General features: G+C 67.4%; 15 protein-coding genes. 6 read left to right on the forward strand and 9 right to left on the reverse strand.

All coding sequences use genetic code 11. From position 1 onward, the window contains the following. Window positions 1–20 precede the first annotated feature (20 nt). Window positions 21–1,853, forward strand: coding sequence for a multidrug efflux ABC transporter SmrA (gene smrA, locus ACPEH1_RS09860; RefSeq protein ID WP_136004287.1), 1,833 nt, complete (start codon window positions 21–23; stop codon window positions 1,851–1,853). 960 nt (window positions 1,854–2,813) lie between these two features. Here smrA and ACPEH1_RS09865 read toward each other — a convergent pair. Further along, entirely contained in the window at window positions 2,814–4,625 is a 1,812-nt protein-coding gene (locus ACPEH1_RS09865; protein WP_423715719.1) for a DUF885 domain-containing protein, read from the reverse strand. A 235-nt stretch (window positions 4,626–4,860) separates the two neighbouring features. On the opposite strand from ACPEH1_RS09865, the gene ACPEH1_RS09870 reads away from it, so the two are divergent. Further along, window positions 4,861–5,667, forward strand: coding sequence for a DUF4349 domain-containing protein (locus tag ACPEH1_RS09870; RefSeq protein ID WP_423670159.1), 807 nt, complete (start codon window positions 4,861–4,863; stop codon window positions 5,665–5,667). A gap of 43 nt (window positions 5,668–5,710) precedes the next feature. Here the strand turns inward: ACPEH1_RS09870 and ACPEH1_RS09875 are convergent, their stop codons facing one another. Continuing rightward, window positions 5,711–6,004, reverse strand: coding sequence for a hypothetical protein (locus ACPEH1_RS09875; protein ID WP_017355573.1), 294 nt, complete (start codon window positions 6,002–6,004; stop codon window positions 5,711–5,713). Between the two features lie 71 nt (window positions 6,005–6,075). After that, window positions 6,076–7,017, reverse strand: a complete 942-nt coding sequence (locus ACPEH1_RS09880; RefSeq protein ID WP_017355574.1) for a LysR substrate-binding domain-containing protein — start codon at window positions 7,015–7,017, stop codon at window positions 6,076–6,078. Window positions 7,018–7,178: 161 nt separating this feature from the next. Here ACPEH1_RS09880 and ACPEH1_RS09885 point away from each other — a divergent pair, with 161 nt between their 5' ends. Next, window positions 7,179–8,060, forward strand: a complete 882-nt coding sequence (locus ACPEH1_RS09885) for a DMT family transporter (RefSeq protein WP_017355575.1) — start codon at window positions 7,179–7,181, stop codon at window positions 8,058–8,060. Window positions 8,061–8,072: 12 nt separating this feature from the next. Here the strand turns inward: ACPEH1_RS09885 and ACPEH1_RS09890 are convergent, their stop codons facing one another. Next, window positions 8,073–8,972: a peptidylprolyl isomerase gene (locus tag ACPEH1_RS09890; protein WP_017355576.1), complete on the reverse strand. Its 900-nt coding sequence runs from the start codon at window positions 8,970–8,972 to the stop codon at window positions 8,073–8,075. Between the two features lie 151 nt (window positions 8,973–9,123). On the opposite strand from ACPEH1_RS09890, the gene ACPEH1_RS09895 reads away from it, so the two are divergent. Both ACPEH1_RS09895 and ACPEH1_RS09900 read left to right on the forward strand, forming a co-directional pair. Further along, window positions 9,124–9,489, forward strand: a complete 366-nt coding sequence (locus tag ACPEH1_RS09895; RefSeq protein ID WP_017355577.1) for a PadR family transcriptional regulator — start codon at window positions 9,124–9,126, stop codon at window positions 9,487–9,489. Next, on the forward strand, window positions 9,486–10,505 hold the full coding sequence (locus tag ACPEH1_RS09900) for a sensor domain-containing protein (protein ID WP_287255627.1): 1,020 nt from the start codon (window positions 9,486–9,488) through the stop codon (window positions 10,503–10,505). Before ACPEH1_RS09895 ends, ACPEH1_RS09900 begins: the two co-directional genes overlap by 4 nt. A 72-nt stretch (window positions 10,506–10,577) precedes the next feature. Here ACPEH1_RS09900 and ACPEH1_RS09905 read toward each other — a convergent pair whose 3' ends face one another. Beyond that, the gene (locus ACPEH1_RS09905; protein WP_136004275.1) at window positions 10,578–11,897 is read right to left on the reverse strand and encodes a polyhydroxyalkanoate depolymerase; all 1,320 of its coding nucleotides are present in this window, start codon (window positions 11,895–11,897) and stop codon (window positions 10,578–10,580) included. A gap of 97 nt (window positions 11,898–11,994) precedes the next feature. Then, window positions 11,995–12,591 carry a class I SAM-dependent DNA methyltransferase gene (locus ACPEH1_RS09910; protein WP_136004273.1) on the reverse strand — a complete coding sequence of 199 codons (597 nt, stop codon included), beginning with the start codon at window positions 12,589–12,591 and terminating at the stop codon, window positions 11,995–11,997. 121 nt (window positions 12,592–12,712) lie between these two features. On the opposite strand from ACPEH1_RS09910, the gene ACPEH1_RS09915 reads away from it, so the two are divergent. Then, a complete protein-coding gene (locus tag ACPEH1_RS09915; RefSeq protein WP_136004271.1) occupies window positions 12,713–13,162 on the forward strand; it encodes a CopD family protein in 450 nt (149 codons plus the stop codon). A gap of 92 nt (window positions 13,163–13,254) precedes the next feature. Here the strand turns inward: ACPEH1_RS09915 and ACPEH1_RS09920 are convergent, their stop codons facing one another. The 3 genes from ACPEH1_RS09920 to ACPEH1_RS09930 form a co-directional block, all read right to left on the reverse strand. Beyond that, the gene (locus ACPEH1_RS09920; RefSeq protein ID WP_136004269.1) at window positions 13,255–14,214 is read right to left on the reverse strand and encodes an acetyl-CoA carboxylase carboxyltransferase subunit alpha; all 960 of its coding nucleotides are present in this window, start codon (window positions 14,212–14,214) and stop codon (window positions 13,255–13,257) included. Window positions 14,215–14,335: 121 nt separating this feature from the next. Then, window positions 14,336–15,196 carry a hypothetical protein gene (locus tag ACPEH1_RS09925; protein ID WP_287256187.1) on the reverse strand — a complete coding sequence of 287 codons (861 nt, stop codon included), beginning with the start codon at window positions 15,194–15,196 and terminating at the stop codon, window positions 14,336–14,338. A 31-nt stretch (window positions 15,197–15,227) separates the two neighbouring features. Further along, window positions 15,228–16,614: OB-fold nucleic acid binding domain-containing protein (locus ACPEH1_RS09930; protein ID WP_423715720.1), on the reverse strand; the 1,387-nt coding region annotated here is incomplete at its 5' end.

Here is a 16,614-nt window from a genome sequence, read left to right on the forward strand (position 1 = left end):
TTCTTTTTGTGGGAAATGGAATGTTCCGCTGGTTCGAGTCGCTGATTCCGGTGTTCCCGCCGATCGATGGCCGCATGCCACCGCGCAAGGTGCTGCCGTTCTACGTCCACTACCTGCGGCCGGTATGGCCGGTACTGCTGGCCACGCTGATCGCCGGGCTGCTGCTGGCGCTGGTGGAAGTGGCCATGTTCGACTTCCTCGGCCGCATCGTGGACATGGTGGGCGAGCAGCCCGATCCCGGCTTCTTTGCCGCGCACGCCGACACGCTGCTGTGGATGGCCGGCATCACCCTGATCGCCCGCCCGATCCTGGTCGGCCTGCACAACCTGCTGGTCAACCAGGCGATCGTGCCGGGGCTGAGCAACCGCTCGCGCTGGCTGATGCACAACTACGTGGTGCGGCAGAGCCTGAGTTTCTTCCAGAACGATTTCGCCGGCAGCATGGCCAACCGGGTGATGCAGACCGGCACGTCGCTGCGCGAATCGGCGGTGCAGATGGTCGACTCGCTCTGGTACATCGTGGTCTACACCGGTACCGCGCTGTATCTGTTCGCGCAGGCCGACTGGCGGCTGATGATTCCGCTGGTGCTGTGGCTGGCCGCCTATGTGGCGATCATGTGGTACTTCGTGCCGCGCGCGAAGGAGCGCGCGTGGATCGCCTCTGAAGCGCGTTCCAAGGCGATGGGCCGTATCGTCGACGGCTACACCAACATCCCCACGCTCAAGCTGTTCGCCCACGGCGGCCGCGAGCAGGCATACGTGGCCGAGGCGATCGATGAGCTGGCGGTCAAGCACCGTCGCCAGACCCGGATCACCACGTCGATGGACCTGACCATCGCCATCGTCAACGGCTTCCTTATCGCCGGGACCTGCGGGCTGGCGTTGTGGCTCTGGAACGGCGGGCACATCACCGTGGGCGCGATCACGCTGGCGACAGGGCTGGTGATCCGCATCCACAACATGTCCGGCTGGATCATGTGGACCATCAACGGCATCTTCGAGGATATAGGGACGGTGCAGGATGGCATCACCACCATCGCCCAGCCGCTGACCGTGCAGGATCGTCCCGACGCGGTGCCGCTGGAGGTACGCGAAGGCGGGGTGCATTTCGACGACATCCATTTCCATTACGGCAAGACCGGCGGCGTGATCGCCGGTCTCGACCTGGTGGTGGCACCGGGCGAGAGGATCGGTCTGGTAGGCCCGTCCGGCGCGGGCAAGTCGACGCTGGTCAATGTGCTGCTGCGGCTGTACGACCTGGAAAGCGGACACATCCGGATCGATGGCCAGGACATCGCGGGGGTGACCCAGGAGAGCCTGCGCCGGCAGATCGGCGTGGTGACCCAGGACACGTCGCTGCTGCACCGTTCGATCCGCGACAACCTGCTGTACGGACGACCGGACGCGACCGAGGCGCAGCTGCGCGCGGCGGTGTCCAAGGCGCGCGCCGCCAGCTTCATCGAGACGCTGCGCGACGGCGAGGGCCGCACCGGCTACGACGCCCACGTGGGCGAGCGCGGGGTCAAACTGTCCGGCGGCCAGCGCCAGCGCATCGCGATCGCGCGGGTGCTGCTCAAGGACGCGCCGATCCTGGTGCTGGACGAGGCGACCTCCGCGCTGGATTCGGAAGTGGAGGCGGCCATCCAGGACAACCTGGACGAGCTGATGGCGGGCAAGACGGTGATCGCGATCGCCCACCGGCTGTCCACCATCGCGCGCATGGACCGGCTGGTGGTGATGGACCAGGGCCGGATCGTGGAGACCGGCACGCACGCCGAACTGGTCGCCGCCGGTGGCCTGTACGCACGGCTGTGGGCCCGCCAGACCGGCGGGTTCGTCGCGGCGGACGCGTGATCCTGATCCTGGTGAAGAAGAGGCATGAAGCCAGTGCTGGCTGCCCTGGTTCCCGGCGGGTGGCCGGCGGAGATGGGCATGCGGGACACGCCGTGAATACGTCCATGTAGGCTCGTAGAAAACATCCATGTTTTCTACGGTCCCGCATACCCATCTCCGCCAGCCACTGACAGTGGCCCGGTGCGTCATCGACAGGCGAACAGCATCGGCACTCGTTGCAGGCCGCGCACACGTGAACCTATCGGAGGAGGGCCGTCAGTCCTGTCCGGGACCGTAGAAAACAGGGATGTTTTCTACGAGCCCCCAGGGATGGGTTCACGGCGTGTCCCGGATAGGGCTGACGGCCCTCCTCACACAGGACAAGCGAGGCGCTGCTCTGTGCTTCACAGAAGAAAACCGCAAACACAAACGGCCCGGTTCGCACCGGGCCGTTTGCCTTGCAGGCCGCACACATGAACCTATCGGAGGAGGGCCGTCAGCCCTGTCCGGGACCGTAGAAAACAGGGATGTTTTCTACGAGCCCCCAAGGATGGGTTCACGGCGTGTCCCGGACAGGGCTGACGGTCCTCCTCACGCAGGAACAAGCGAGGCGCTGCTCTGCTTCACAGAAGAACAACCGCAAACACAAACGGCCCGGTTCGCACCGGGCCGTTTGCCTTGCGTGCCGAACAGCGTCGGCAGTCGTTGCAGTCATTGCAGGCCGCACACGTGAACCTATCGGAGGAGGGTCGTCAGCCCTGTCCGGGACCGTAGAAAACATGGATGTTTTCTACGAGCCCCCAGGGATGGGTTCACGGCGTGTCCCGGACAGGGCTGACGGCCCTCCTCACACGGGAACAGAGAAGACGCTGCTCTGCTTCACAGAAGAAAACCGCAAACACAAACGGCCCGGTTCGCACCGGGCCGTTTGGCTTGCGTGCCGACCAGCGGCCGGCACCCACAGATCACGCTGTCGACCGGTTACTCGATCGGCTGGTCCAGCATCAGCTGGCGCGCGAAGCGCACCGGCGGGGCGCCGTAGGACAGCATCTGGTCGTGGTAGGCCTTCAGGTTGAACTTGTCGCCCTGCTTCTCCTGCACCGCCTTGCGCGTGTCGAAGTGCTCCTGCGCGCCGACGAAGTAGGTCGGCAGCTGCGCCGAGGTCAACTGCGCGCGCACCCACTTGCCCGAGGCTTCGCTTTCCTGCTGGAACGCGTCGTGGGTCATCAACTGCATCGCCTGCTCACGCGACCAGTTGTCCACGTGCACACCCTGGTCGAGGATCGCGTTCGAGATCGTGCGCAGGTAGAACTTCAGCTGCACCAGATGGAACAGCGGGTCGTTGTCCAGGTAGCCCTGCTCCTGCATCATCCGCTCGGTGTAGACCGCCCAGCCTTCGGCGAACAGGCCCGAACGCAGCACCGCGCGCAGGGTCGAGGGGAACTTGCCCGAGTGCCAGCCTTCCAGGTAATGGCCCGGCGTGCCTTCGTGAATGCTCAGCAGGTGGATCATGCGGCTGTTGTATTCGCGCAGGAACGAGTCCACCTGCGCGTCGCTCCAGTCGTCCGGAATCGGCGAGACCGCGTAGAACGTCTTCAGGTTCTTGTCCAGCGGACCCGGCGAATCGCAGTACGCCACCGCCACGCCGCGCTGGAACTCCGGCATCAGGATGATGTCCACCGGCGAGTCGGGCAGCGTCATCAGGTCGTGTTTGCGCACGAACTCGGTGGACTGCGCCAGCGCGGCCTTGGCGTCGTCCACCACTTTGTCGCGCGCCGGCTTGTCGGCGTAGGCCAGTTCCAGCGCCGCCTCGATCGCCGCCTGCTGCTGCGCGTCGGTCGGGTTGGCCGGCAGCGCCGGCGCGCCGGCCGTATCCTTGAGCACGGTCTGCGCGATGCCGTACATGTCCTGGCGCACGCGCTTGAGCTCGGCCCGCGCGCGCTCACCGATCTCTGCGCGCGACAGCGACGAATTCAGCGCGAACTTCAGCTTCTGGTCGTACAGATCCGCGCCGATGCGGAAGTCGCCCTTGGCGTTGGGCACCAGGGTCTTGTCCAGCCAGGTCTGCTGCTCGTCCACCGCCTTCTTCAGGCCTTCGATGGCAGCCTGCAGGCGCTTCTGGTCCTCGGCCGGCAGCTCGCCCATATGCGGCACGATGAACGAATCGACGATGCTGAGGATGCCGCGGTTCTGCTTGGCGACCGTCTCGGCATGGATCTTCGGCACGCGTGCCGGGTCCAGGTTCTCACGCGCCTGGGCGAAGATCGCCGGCAGCTTTTCCATACGCGCGGTGGCGGACTTCAGCCGCTCCGGCAATGGCGCGAACTCGCGCGCCATCAGGCTGTAGATGGCACTGCCGGCCAGGCCGTTGTAGACCTGCGGGTCCCACCTGGACGACTGCAGCACCTCGGCGTTCCAGATATCCGACTGCAGCTGATTGCGCAGGATCGCCGCATCCACCTGGTTCTCGCGCGACAGCTTGCTCACGTCGATGCGGTCCAGGTCGGCGACCAGGCCCTTGTACGCGGTCAGCATCTTCTGCTGGCCAGCCGCGCTCAGATCGTCGATCTCGCTGTCGTAGCGATGGTCGCCGATCTGGGTGGCGCTGATCGGCGACAGCTGCATCCACGTATCGAGCGCGCGCTTGGACAGGTCGGCGAAGGCGGTGTCGACGGCGGCGTCACTGGCGCTGGCCGCGGCAGCCGGGGCGTCGTTGGCGGCCGGCGGAGCGTCGGCCTGCTGGCAGCCGCCGAGGGCGGCGACCAGGGCGAGGGCAAGGAGATGCTGGCGCATCGTGGATCCTGTACTGGGGACAATCCCCGAGGATAGGCCCGCCGGCGGTCTTTGTCCCCGTGCCATTGGATTACCATGATGCTTTCCGGCACCACCACACCTGCGGCACCGCCCCGTTCAGCGAGGGCATCGACCCGTGCAGCGGCCCGGCGATGGTGAAGGTGAATGCATGTTGCCTGCCCGGGGTCGACCTGGGCGGGCTCACGATCACGCGATTCGATGGAGCAAGCCAGTAATGAAACGGATGACGTGGCACCTTGCCGGTGCCCTTGCAGGGATGCTGCTGCTCACCGCGAGCGGCTGCAGCAAGACCGAGATGGCCGCCGACAGCGGTGGTGGCGCCGGCGCGGTGGCATCGCCCGAAGGCGCTGCACTGGCCTACGAGCATGATCTGGACATCCGCCTGGATGCCGCGCAGATCGGCCCGCGCGTCAAGCAGATCGCCGACGCCTGCCAGTCCGCCCGCTTCGGGGACTGCGCGGTGCTGCAGGTGGGCCAGCAGGGTGGCGAGTATCCAACCGGCTCGATCCGCGTGCGCATCGCGCCCAAGGGCGTGGAACCGATCATCGGCCTGGCCGGGCAGGGCGGCGAGGTGTCCTCGCGCAACACCCATGCGGAGGATCTGGCGCAGCAGGTGGCCGATACAGCGCTGACCAAGGCCAGGCTGGAGAAGGAGCATGCGCGCCTGCTGGCCTATCAGGACAGCAGGACCATCACCACGGCCGATCTGCTGGTGGTGAGCCAGCGGCTGGCGGAGATCGAAGCGGGCGTCGAGCAGGCCAACAAGGATGCCGCGCAGCAGCGCCGACGGATCGACACGCAGCTGGTCACCCTGCAGTTCCATACCCCGTCAGGGCAGCGCAGCCGCAGCGAAATCGGCGAAGCGCTGCGCGAGTCCGGTGCGATTCTCACCGCCAGCGTCGCGTTCGTCATCCGCGCCGTGGCGGCGCTGCTGCCGGTGGCGGTGGTGCTGTCGGTATTCGTGTGGATCGGCCTGAAGCTGTGGCGTCGTCGTCAGCGCCGCCTGCAGGCGACGCACTGAGCAGAGCGCGGCGGAGCCGGTGTGAGCCGGCTCCGCGCGCAGATCAGCCTTCGTCGCGCTCGTACTCGACGAACACGTCCAGTTCCAGCGCCAGCTCCTGCACCGCATCGCGCACGCGCTGGGCCGTGTAGTCATTGCCGACTTCCACTTCCAGTTCGTGGATACCCGGCCCGATGTCGTCGGACAGACCCGCCGAGCTGGAATCGTCGTCATCCATGTGCGGCATCAGATCGTCGGTTTCTTCCACATGTTCGATGCCCTCGATGCTCTGCAGCAGGTCGGTGATGGCACGCGCATCGTCTTCGCTGCCGGTGATTCGAAGTCGCAACAGGGCCATGAGTTCGCCTTGGGGGAAAGGGACTTCAGCCTAGCGGCGCGATGGACAAGAAGGGGTGACGACCGGGCGCGCTAGCCCGCGTCGGCAGGCAGGCCCAGCAGTTCGTCCGGCAGCGCCGGCACCGGTGTGCGTTCGTCCAGCGCCTCGCGCCGCAGCCAGTCCATGAACGCCAGCGCGGTCGGGCTGAGCGGGCGGTGTTCGGCATGGACCACGTAGTAGGCGTAGCGCGCCTTCAGCGCCGGGCCGGGCAGCCGCACCAGTTCATAGCGCTGCAGGTACGGCTGGGCGATGTGCTTGCGCGCCAGCACCGCGCCGATGCCGTAGACCGCCGCGCGCATCGCATCGGTGCTGTCGCTGAAGGTGTGCAGCGATGGCAGGTCCAGACCGCGCACCCCGGCCGCACGGAACCAGTCACGCCAGCCCTGCGGCGACATGTCGCTGATCAGCGGCAGGCTGGCGATCTGGGCCGGCTCGCGCAGTGCCGCGACTCCGGCCAGCGCCGGCGACGCGACCGGGCACAGTTCGTCGTCCATCAGGTGGTGCGCGCGCAGGCCTGGCCACTGGCCCAGCCCGTAGCGGATGCCCAGCTCCGGTCCGTTCTCGTCGAACCGCACCAGTTCGGTGCTGGTCTGCAGTTCGATGCGCATGCGCGGGTGCTGGCGGGTGAAACGCGGCAGCCGTGGCACCAGCCAGCAGTAGGACAGCGAGCGGATGGTGGTGATGCGCAGCGGCACGGTGTCCGCCTGCGGGTGCAGGTTGCCGGCTACCGCATTGAGGTCACTCAGCGCTGCGGCCGCCGCATCGGCCAGTTGCCGACCTTCCACGGTGAGCCGCACGCCGCGTGCGTGGCGCTGGAACAGCACCGTGCCGAGCAGGTCTTCCAGTTTGCGCACGTGATGACTCACCGCACTGGCGGTGAGATGCAGCTCCTGGGCGGCGTGGGCGAAATTCTGGTGGCGCGCGGCGACCGCGAACACTCCCAGTGCGGGCAGCAGGGCAGGCCGGAGAATCATGGTCGAGACCCAAATCAGATTTGTGGCTTGCCCGGATACTACGCGCTTGTCGGCCTGTACCGGTAGGCGGATGCTGTGCGCCTGTCCCCCGGAGTCGATCCCATGCTGCCGTCCGCCATCCTTGTCCAGCCACGTATCTGCCTGTGGTCGGGGAGCCGGCCATGAGCGGCGCACCGCTGGCCAGCGGCGTGATCGAGCGCGACTGGCGAACCCCGCTCGAACTGACCGTGCTGGGCGCGATCTGGGGCTGTTCGTTCCTGTTCATGCGTGTGGCGGTGCCGTCGTTCGGGCCCTACGCCCTGGTGGAGGTGCGGCTGCTGCTGGGTGCGCTCGTGCTGCTGCCGTTCCTCTGGCAGGCACGCGCGCGGTTTCCGGCGCGGCGCTGGCTGTGGCTGGCCCCGATCGGCCTGATCAATTCGGCGATCCCGTTCGTGCTGTTCGCCTGGGCCGCACAACGGGCGCCGGCCGCGATCGGTGCGATCTGCAATGCAATGACGGTGCTGTTCGCCGCGCTGATCGCCTTCCTGTTCTTCGGCGAGAAGATCGGCATGCGCCGCGCGATCGCCCTGCTGGTCGGCTTCGCCGGTGTGGTGGTGCTGGCGACCGCCAAGGTGTCCGGCCTGAGCATCGGCGCGGCAGTGGTCGCTGGCGCCTTGGCCGCGCTGCTGTACGGGCTGGGCGTCAACCTGGTCAAGCGCCACATGACCGGCCTGCCGCCGGCGGCCTCGGCCGGTGCCACGCTGGGCTGCGCGGCGATCCTGCTGCTGCCGATGGCAATCACCCATTGGCCCTCCGCCCCGATTCCGGTGCTGGCCTGGGCCTGCGCGATCGCCCTCGGCGTGGTCTGCACCGGCCTGGCGTTCCTGATGTTCTATCGCCTCATCGCACGCATCGGTCCGGCGCGTGCGTCCACAGTGACCTACCTTGTACCGATGTTCGGGGCGCTGTTTGCGTGGCTGTTCCTGGGCGAGCCGGTGACCTGGGCGATGGTGGTCGCCGGCGCGTTGATCCTCGGCAGCGTGGCAGCCTCGCAGAAGCGATAGGCGACGCCGCCGTTACCGCACCGGCACCGGAATGTTGCACAGGTCGATGTGGCCGGCCGGCCGCTTGTAGAAGTCGTCCACCCGGTTGCGGCGCGCCTCGACCGTATCGGCGAACGTCTTCGAATCGGTGCGCAGCACCTGCAGCGCCGGCCGTTCCGCCGCCGGCACATCGCTGGCGCGCTGGATCGAGCGGATCGGTGTGCGCTGCGCGGCATCGGCGTAGAACCCCATCGGCGCCGGCCCGCGCGGCAGGGCGCTGAGCAGTTCCATGCCCTGCAGTACGCGGCCCACCAGCGTGATGTTGCGGTCCAGTTGACGCGGCGACTGCCCGGTCACCACGTACAGTTCCGCCCCGATGCTGCTGTCTTCCTCGTTGCTGCGGCCGGCGCCGAGCGCCCCGTAGCAGTGCGCCAGCCAGGTCTTGCCGTCCTGCGCGTCCTGACCCACCGCGAAGCCATCGACGAAACCGGTGCGGTCGGCCCAGCCGTCACGATCGGGCAGCACGGTCACCTTCAGGCCCTTGCTGTCGCGCTGGAACTCGGCCGGCAGCCTGCGCTTGGCCGACCCCAGCGGTTTCGCTTTGGCCGCCTCGTCGGCATCGGCATCGCCGAACTGCACCACGAAATTGTCCTGTGCCCGGTAGATGCTCTCGCCGTCCCAGAAGTGCTCACGGGCGAGGGTCTGGATATTGGCCACATGCGCCGGCGCGAACGCCGGTGCCAGTTCGATGATGACCCGGCCGCCGTCCAGGTTCATGTACAGCAGGTTGGCCGGGTCCGGGGTGCGCCAGTCGCTGTCCGGCGAGGCCGCCAGGATCTGCTGCGGGCTGCGGTAGGGCGAGGCCGCCGACGCAATGAAAGGCAGCGCGCAGGCCAGGGCGAAGGCGAGCAGGGCAGGACGACGTGGCGACATGGCGGACCCGTTCAGAAAGTGTCGGCCGATTGTGCGCGAAGCGCGCCCATCGCCGCCAGCGGCGCCCCTGACGCCAGGCACGGTGACTAACGGCACGTTCGCTATAGCTCACTTCGCACTAGTGTTGACTCCACGCTAGTTGGAGACAGCCATGAGCGATCTCGATGCCCCGCTGAAGAAGTTCCAGAAAGAGCTCAGTGCCGGCACGGTGTCGCTGGCGTTGCTGGCGGTGCTGGCCAAGGCCGGCGAGCCGCTCTACGGCTACCTCATCGCCAAGGAGCTGGAACGGGTGGGCGAGGGGGTACTGAGCGGCAAGCAGAGCGCGCTGTATCCCGTCCTGCGCAACCTGGAAGGGGCCGGGTTGCTGGAAAGCCATGTCGAACCGTCGATGGCCGGTCCGCCGCGACGCTACTACCGCATCAATGAACGTGGCCACCAGGTACTGGAGCAGTGGATCCAGGCCTGGCGCGCCACCCGCGATTCCGTCGATTCCGTGTTGGAGGGGGTACTGCAATGAACGACCCGACCACGGCAGGCAGCAGCCTGCCCACCACCATCCCGCAGTACCTGGCGCAACTGCGTGGCGCGCTGCACGATGCCGATCCGGCGATGGTGCAGGACGCGCTGTACGACGCCGAGGAGTACCTGCGCTCGGAGCTGGCTGCCCAGCCGGGCCGCAGCGAGGCCGAGGTCATCGCCGACGTGGCCGGCAGCTACGGTGCGCCGGACGAAGTGGCCGAGATCTACCGCGAAACCGAGATCACCGTGAACCGCGCGCTGCGCACGCCCAGTGCCGGTGCGGGGCCGGTGCGGCGGGCCCCGGTGGTTGCGGTGGGGGTCGCCGCCGGTGTGGCGGGTGATACGGCCGCGACGGCCGCGGCGGCCGTGCCGCCGCCGCACGCACCGGCCAAGCCGCGCTCGCTGCTGGCGCGCTTCTTCGGCGTGGCGCTGGACGCGCGTACTTACGGCGCCCTGTTCTACATGCTGCTGTCGCTGGCGACCGGCATCTTCTTCTTTACGTGGGTGATCACCGGGTTGTCACTGTCGCTGGGCTTGCTGATCCTGATCATCGGCATTCCGCTCACGGTGCTGTTCTTCGGCTCGGTGCGCGGGTTGTCGCTGCTGGAAGGCCGGCTGGTGGAAGCCCTGCTCGGCGAGCGCATGCCACGGCGGCCGACCTATTCCGACCGCAGCCGCAGTTGGCTGCAGCGGATCGGCGACATGTTCACCGACGGCCGCACCTGGCTGACCCTGCTGTACTTCGTCCTGATGCTGCCGCTGGGCATCCTCTACTTCACCATCGCCATCACCCTGCTGTCGGTGTCGTTGGGCTTCATCTGGGCGCCGGTGGCGGCGCTGTTCACCGGTGCGCTGCCGGGCATCTACATTGATGGCGACCAGATGCTGTCGATCTGGGCCACGCCGCTGCTGGCCGTGGTCGGCATCCTGCTGCTGTTCCTGACCATGCACCTGGCGCGCGGTATCGGCCATCTGCACGGCCAGCTCGCCAAGCACCTGCTGGTCCGCCTGTAACCGCGGCGCCGGCCGCTGGCCGGCGCCAGACGGCGACAGAACGGAGCCGGCCCGCCGCCGGCTCCGTCCGCGTCACCCCGCCTTCTTGCGGATCGGAGTGACGTTGCTGGCGGCCTTGGCCGTCTTCTTCGGCTTGGCGCCGGCGGCCTGCGCGTTGGCAGCGGCGAAGAAATCGCGCACTTTCGGGTACACCGTCTCGCGCCAGCGGCGGCCGCTGAAGATGCCGTAATGGCCTGCGCCTTCGACGATGAAGTGTTCGCGGCGCCCGGCCGGGATGCCGGTGCACAGCGCCTGCGCCGCTTCGGTCTGGCCGAGGCCGGCGATATCGTCCAGCTCGCCCTCGATGCTCAGCAGCGCGGTACCGGTGATCGCGGCGGGGTCCACGCGCTCACCCTGCACGTACCACTCGCCGCGCGGCAGCAGGAACTCCTGGAACACCACGCGGATCGTATCGAGGTAGTACTTGGCCGGCATGTCCAGCACGGCGTTGTACTCGTCGTAGAAGCGGCGGTGCGCGTCGGCATCCTCCATGTCGCCCTTGACCAGGTCGGCATAGAAATCCCAGTGTGAACTGAAGTGCCGGCTCGGGTTCATCGACAGGAACCCGGCATGCTGCAGGAAGCCCGGATACACACGGCGGCCGGCACCGGGGTAGGTGGCCGGTACGGTGTGGATGACGTTGTTCTCGAACCACGACAGCGGGTTCTGCGTGGCCAGGTTGTTCACCGCGGTGGGGCTGCAGCGTGCATCGATCGGGCCGCCCATCATCACCAGCGAACGCGGGGTGGGTTCGCCACGGCTGGCCATCAGGGAGACCGCCGCCAGCACCGGTACGGTCGGCTGGCACACGCTCACCACGTGCAGCGTGTCACCGCCCAGATGGCGGATGAACTCCTGCACGTAGGCGATGTAGTCCTCCAGCCCGAACTCGCCTTCGCTGCCGGGCACCATGCGCGCGTCCACCCAGTCGGTGACATACACGCGGTGGTCGCGCAGCAGCGTGCGCACGGTGTCGCGCAGCAGCGTGGCGTGGTGGCCGGACAGCGGCGCCACCACCAGCACGAACGGCTGGTTGAGCATGGTGTTGAGCTGGTCCGCTTCGTTGCTGTGGCGCTTGAAGCGCAGCAGCTTGCAGAACGGCTTGCTGATTTCTTCGTGGACCACGATCGGCACGCGCTCGCCATCGACGTCGATTTCGTTGATGCCCCATTCGGGCTTCTCGTAATCCTTGCCGATGCGATGGAACAGCTCGTTCACCGCCGCCAGACGATCGGCGCCCGGCATCTGCGACCACCAGTGTCCCTGATTGGCGAAGAACTTCGCGTTGGCCTGGGCCTGGTGCACCCAGGGGGCGAGCATGTTGCGGGTCAATTCATGCAGCTGATAAAGCATGACGTCCGAATATGTATGGTCTTATGTTGCCGCGCAGCATAGCGCACCCGTCGGACGGGTGCGTTAATGCGGGGGAGCGTCTCATTTGATGCTGCGATCAGGGCGCTGCGCGTTCCAGCGCCGCCGCGTGGCCGGCCAGTGCCGGTGAGAGCCAGCAGTGCGACCCGAGCGCGGTGAAGCCGACCGTCCTGAGCTGGCTTCGGTACCAGCGCGCCGGGCGTGGCTGGAAGCCCTCGTGGTCGCCCTCGAACGCATCATCGGCGCTGAACGCCTCCAGGAACGCGATGCCGCCGGTCAGCTCGGCAAACCCGGCCAGCGCGGGGCGCAGTTCGCGGCTGGGCACGTAATGCATCACGTCCGAGCACACCAGCAGGTCCACCGGCGCACACGGGCGCAGCCAGGCGAAGTCACCCACCCGGGCCAGGTGCAGATTGCGGCTGCGCCCGTAGCGGTGCACGGCGTATTCGCTGCTGTCGAAGCCGAGGTACTGCACGCGCGGACGCAGCTTGAGCAGCGGCGCGCGCCAGGCGCCCTCGCCGCAGCCGATGTCCAGCACGCTGCGGATCGGGCGTTCCAGGTAGTACTCGGCGCTGGCCACGGCCAGGGCCACTTTGCGCGCCAGGCGCGCGGGGCCGCCGGTCTGGTCGGGTTGGTACCAGCGCTGGAAATAGGCCTGGTCGTAGATCTTGTGCATGAAAGAGGCGGGCAACAGAAGAAACGGACGCCATCGTACTGCGTCAAACCGTCGCGCATGCGCGGCCGGGGTGAATCGGTGAAAATGGGTCACTTTCTGCGCCAGCCGATGGAGCGAGCACATGTATCTCTGGGTCAAGACCTTCCATCTGCTGTTCGTGGTGGCGTGGATGGCGGCGGTGTTCTACCTGCCGCGCATCCTGGTCAACATCAGTGAGACCGCCGGCCAGCTGCCGGTGACCGAGCGCCTGCAGTTGATGGGCCTGCGCCTGTACCGGTTCGGCCACATGATGTTCGGCCTCGCGCTGCTGCTGGGCCTGGTGCTCTGGCTGGGCTACAGGGTGATTCCGGATTTCCCGACGATGGCGCCGCCCGGCGCGTCCGGCTGGCTGCATGCCAAGCTGGGGCTGGTGGTGCTGCTGCTGGGCTACTACACGTGGACCGGGCGACTGCTGAAGGCATCGGTGAAGGGCAGGGAGTTGCCGTCCTCGCGCGCGCTGCGCTGGTTCAACGAGCTGCCGCTGGTGCTGTTCATCGCGGTGGTGTGGCTGGTGCTGGCCAAGCCGTTCTGAACCGGCCAGCGCATCGGCCCGCGTGCCGGTGCGCTGCATGAAAAAAGCCGGACGCCTGCGCGCCCGGCTTTTTTTGCGTTCCTTGCCGCCGATCAGGCCGCTTCGTACGCGCCGTAACTGCGCAGGCGCTCGTAGCGCTTCTGCAGCAGGTCGCCGGTGGAGAGCCTCTCCAGCTGGTCCAGCTCGTTGAGCAGCACGGCCTTCAGGCGCCTGGCCATCTGGGTCGGGTTGCGGTGGGCGCCGCCGGTGGGCTCGCGCACCACCTTGTCGACCAGGCCCAGGCCCTTCAGGCGCGAGGCGGTCAGGCCGAGCTGTTCGGCGGCGTCCTTGGCCTTGCCGGCGTCCTTCCACAGGATCGAGGCACACCCTTCCGGGCTGATCGTGGAGTACACGCTGTACTCCAGCATCACGGTGCGGTCACCGACACCCAGCGCCAGCGCGCCACCGGAGCCGCCTTCACCGATCACGGTGCAGATCACCGGGACCTTCAGTTCAGCCATTTCCATCAGGTTGCGGGCGATCGCCTCGGACTGGCCGCGCGATTCGGCATCGATGCCCGGCCAGGCGCCGGCGGTATCGATCAGAGTCAGTACCGGCAGGCCGAAACGCTCGGCCATCTTCATCAGGCGCAGGGCCTTGCGGTAGCCCTCCGGCTTGGGCATGCCGAAGTTGCGCTTGATCTTTTCCTTGGTGTCGCGGCCTTTCTGGTGCCCGATCAGCATCACCGAACGCCCACCGATGCGGGCCAGGCCGCCGATGATGGCCTTGTCGTCGGCGAAGGCGCGGTCGCCGGCCAGCTCCTGGAACTCATCGCAGATGATGCGGATGTAGTCGGCGGTGTAGGGGCGCGAGGGGTGACGGGCCAGCTGCAGGATCTGCCACGAGGTCAGATTGCGGAAGATCTGCGCGGTGCGCACCCGCAGCTTGTCCTGCAGGGCGTGCACTTCGGCCTCGACATTGACCGCAGGACCGGCGCTGGCGCTGCGCAGTTCCTGGATCTTCGCTTCCAGATCAGCGATGGGTTGCTCGAAGTCGAGGTAGTTCGGATTCATCGGAAGCCGTCGTGAAGAAAAGAGGGAAAGTGTAGCCGAATGCGCCGAAAAGCCCCGTACGCCGTCGTCTGGAAAGGCGACGGTAGCGCAGCTGGGCGGGGCGCGCCAGCCGCGGCCGGTCTCAGGGAACGACCAGCGCGGCGCTGCCCATCAGTCGGCTGCGGGTCTCCACGAAGGCGTTGTACGCCTCATGGGCCTCCACCGGCAGGGCGGACCCCAGCGAGGCGGTCGCGGCGGTGAAGGCCATCTGCGCCTGGTGGGCCTCCTGCTGCAGCTGCAGCTGGGCATCGGCGGTGGTGGCGTGCAGGTAGCGTGTGTACAGCTCGCGGAGCGGGCCGGCATGGGCCTCGAAGACCGGGTCCAGCGGCGGCAGGGCGGCCGGTGCGGCTTCCGGCGCGTAATGCGGCGCGACGTAGCCGGCGGGCTGCGCGCGCAGGTAGGCACCGGACGGGTCCACGTAGGCGATGAAGTCCGGGGCGGTGAAGATCTTGGTGTTGATGCGGCCACCGCTCTCGTCCACGTGGGCCACGGTCTGCACGTCCGGGAAGGGCTCGCGCACGTCGAAGGTCCAGGTCCTGTCGATGAACAGGTCGTGGGTCTTCTGGTAGGGACCCTCGAAGGGGACGCCGCCCAGCTCGATGCGGTGGTCGATGCGGCCGAAGTTGGCGAGCTTGCTTTCGCCGGTGACGTAGACCTCCTGCGCGATCACGTATTCGGCCAAGGTGGGGTTGATCAGTCCGCCCTTGCCGCGTGCGTACACGATGAAGCGCACATCGCCCAGCGGCGCGCTCTGCAGGTGATGCTCGCCGGGCGTGAGGTTGACCGGGCGGGAGGCGTGCGCGGCGATCGGCAGTTCGTTGCCGTCGATGCGCACGATCAGCGGGGTATCGCGCGGGTTGTCGATCACGAAGGTCTGGGCGGGACTGGAACAGCCGGCGATGGCAACGGCTGCACACAGCAGCACGGTGAAACGTTTGATCAAAACAAGGTACCTGTAGTGCGGATGGAGCGGATCAGTTCGCCCACGGCGGGCTGTAGCGCACCTTCAGGGTACGCACGGCGGGGTCGGCGCGGAGCGCGTCGACAAGGTGGCTGTCCACGCGCACGGCGATGTCGCCGGCCACATCGAGCATGCCGGCGATGGGCCCCTGGTCGGAGTCCAGCAGCAGGTCCAGGCGCAGCGGCGTGCGGCCCGGACGATGGCGGTCCAGCAGCGCATTGATGCGCGCCCACACCGGGCGGCCCTGGCGCAGGTCCAGGCGCAGCGACAGGCGTGTGGCGTAGTTGGCGCAGATGTCCTCGAAATCCCAGCACTGGCGGATGCGCAGGGCGTAGCCGCCGTTGAATTCGTCTTCGCGCAGGCCGCCCTTGACCACCAGGATGCGGTCCTTGGTCATCAGGTGGCCGAACTCGGCCAGGCCATCGGAAAACGCGCTGCACTCGACCCGGCCCTTGCCGTCCTCGAGCTGCATGAACACCTGGCTTTCGCCCTTGCGCCGGACGCCGACCACCAGGCCGGCGAGGATCACCGGGGTTTCCTGGCGCCAGGCGCGCTTCTCGCCGTCCTTGCTCGGGCGTGCGGGCGGAATGAGTTTCTCCAGCATGCCCAGGTCGGTGCCGACCAGTTCCTTGACGTCGTCGGCATGCGGATCGAACGGGTGGCCGCTGAGGTAGAAGCCCAGCGTTTCGCGTTCGCCTTCGAGCAGTTGGCCCAGCGCCCACTCCTTGGCCTCGGGCAGGACCAGCTGCTGTGCGGTGCTGACCGGATCGGGGGCACCGAACAGCGAGTTCTGGCCGGAGGCCTTTTCGCGCGACATCTGGTCGGTGGCCTTGAGCACCTCCGGCAACTGCAGCATGAGCGAGGCGCGGTTCTTGCCGAGTCCGTCGAGCGCGCCGCAGTTGATCATCGCTTCGAGGGTGCGCCGGTTGAGCTTGCCCGATTCGATGCGCATGCAGAAATCCAGCAGGGAGGCGTAACGCCCGCCGCGCCGGCGTTCTTCCACGATCGCTTCACAGGCACCCTGTCCGACGCCCTTGATCGCCCCCAGGCCGTACACGATGGTGTCGGCACTGGACGCTTCGAACATGTACGCCGATTCATTGACGCGCGGCGGCTGCACGGTCAGGCCGAGGTTGCGCACTTCGGCGAGGAAGCCGACCACCTTGTCGGTGTTGTCCATGTCCGAGGACAGCGTGGCGGCCATGAATTCGGCGGGGTAGTGCCGCTTCAGCCAGGCGGTCTGGTAGCTGACCAGTGCATAGGCGGCCGCATGCGACTTGTTGAAGCCGTAGCCGGCGAACTTCTCCATCAGGTCGAAGATCGCGTCGGCCTTGGCTTCGCCGACGCCATCCTTGGCCGCGCCTTCGCGGAAGATCTCGCGGTGCTTGGCCATTTCGGCC

The organism is Stenotrophomonas sp. NPDC077421, from assembly GCF_049545505.1.
Taxonomy (GTDB): domain Bacteria; phylum Pseudomonadota; class Gammaproteobacteria; order Xanthomonadales; family Xanthomonadaceae; genus Stenotrophomonas; species Stenotrophomonas nematodicola.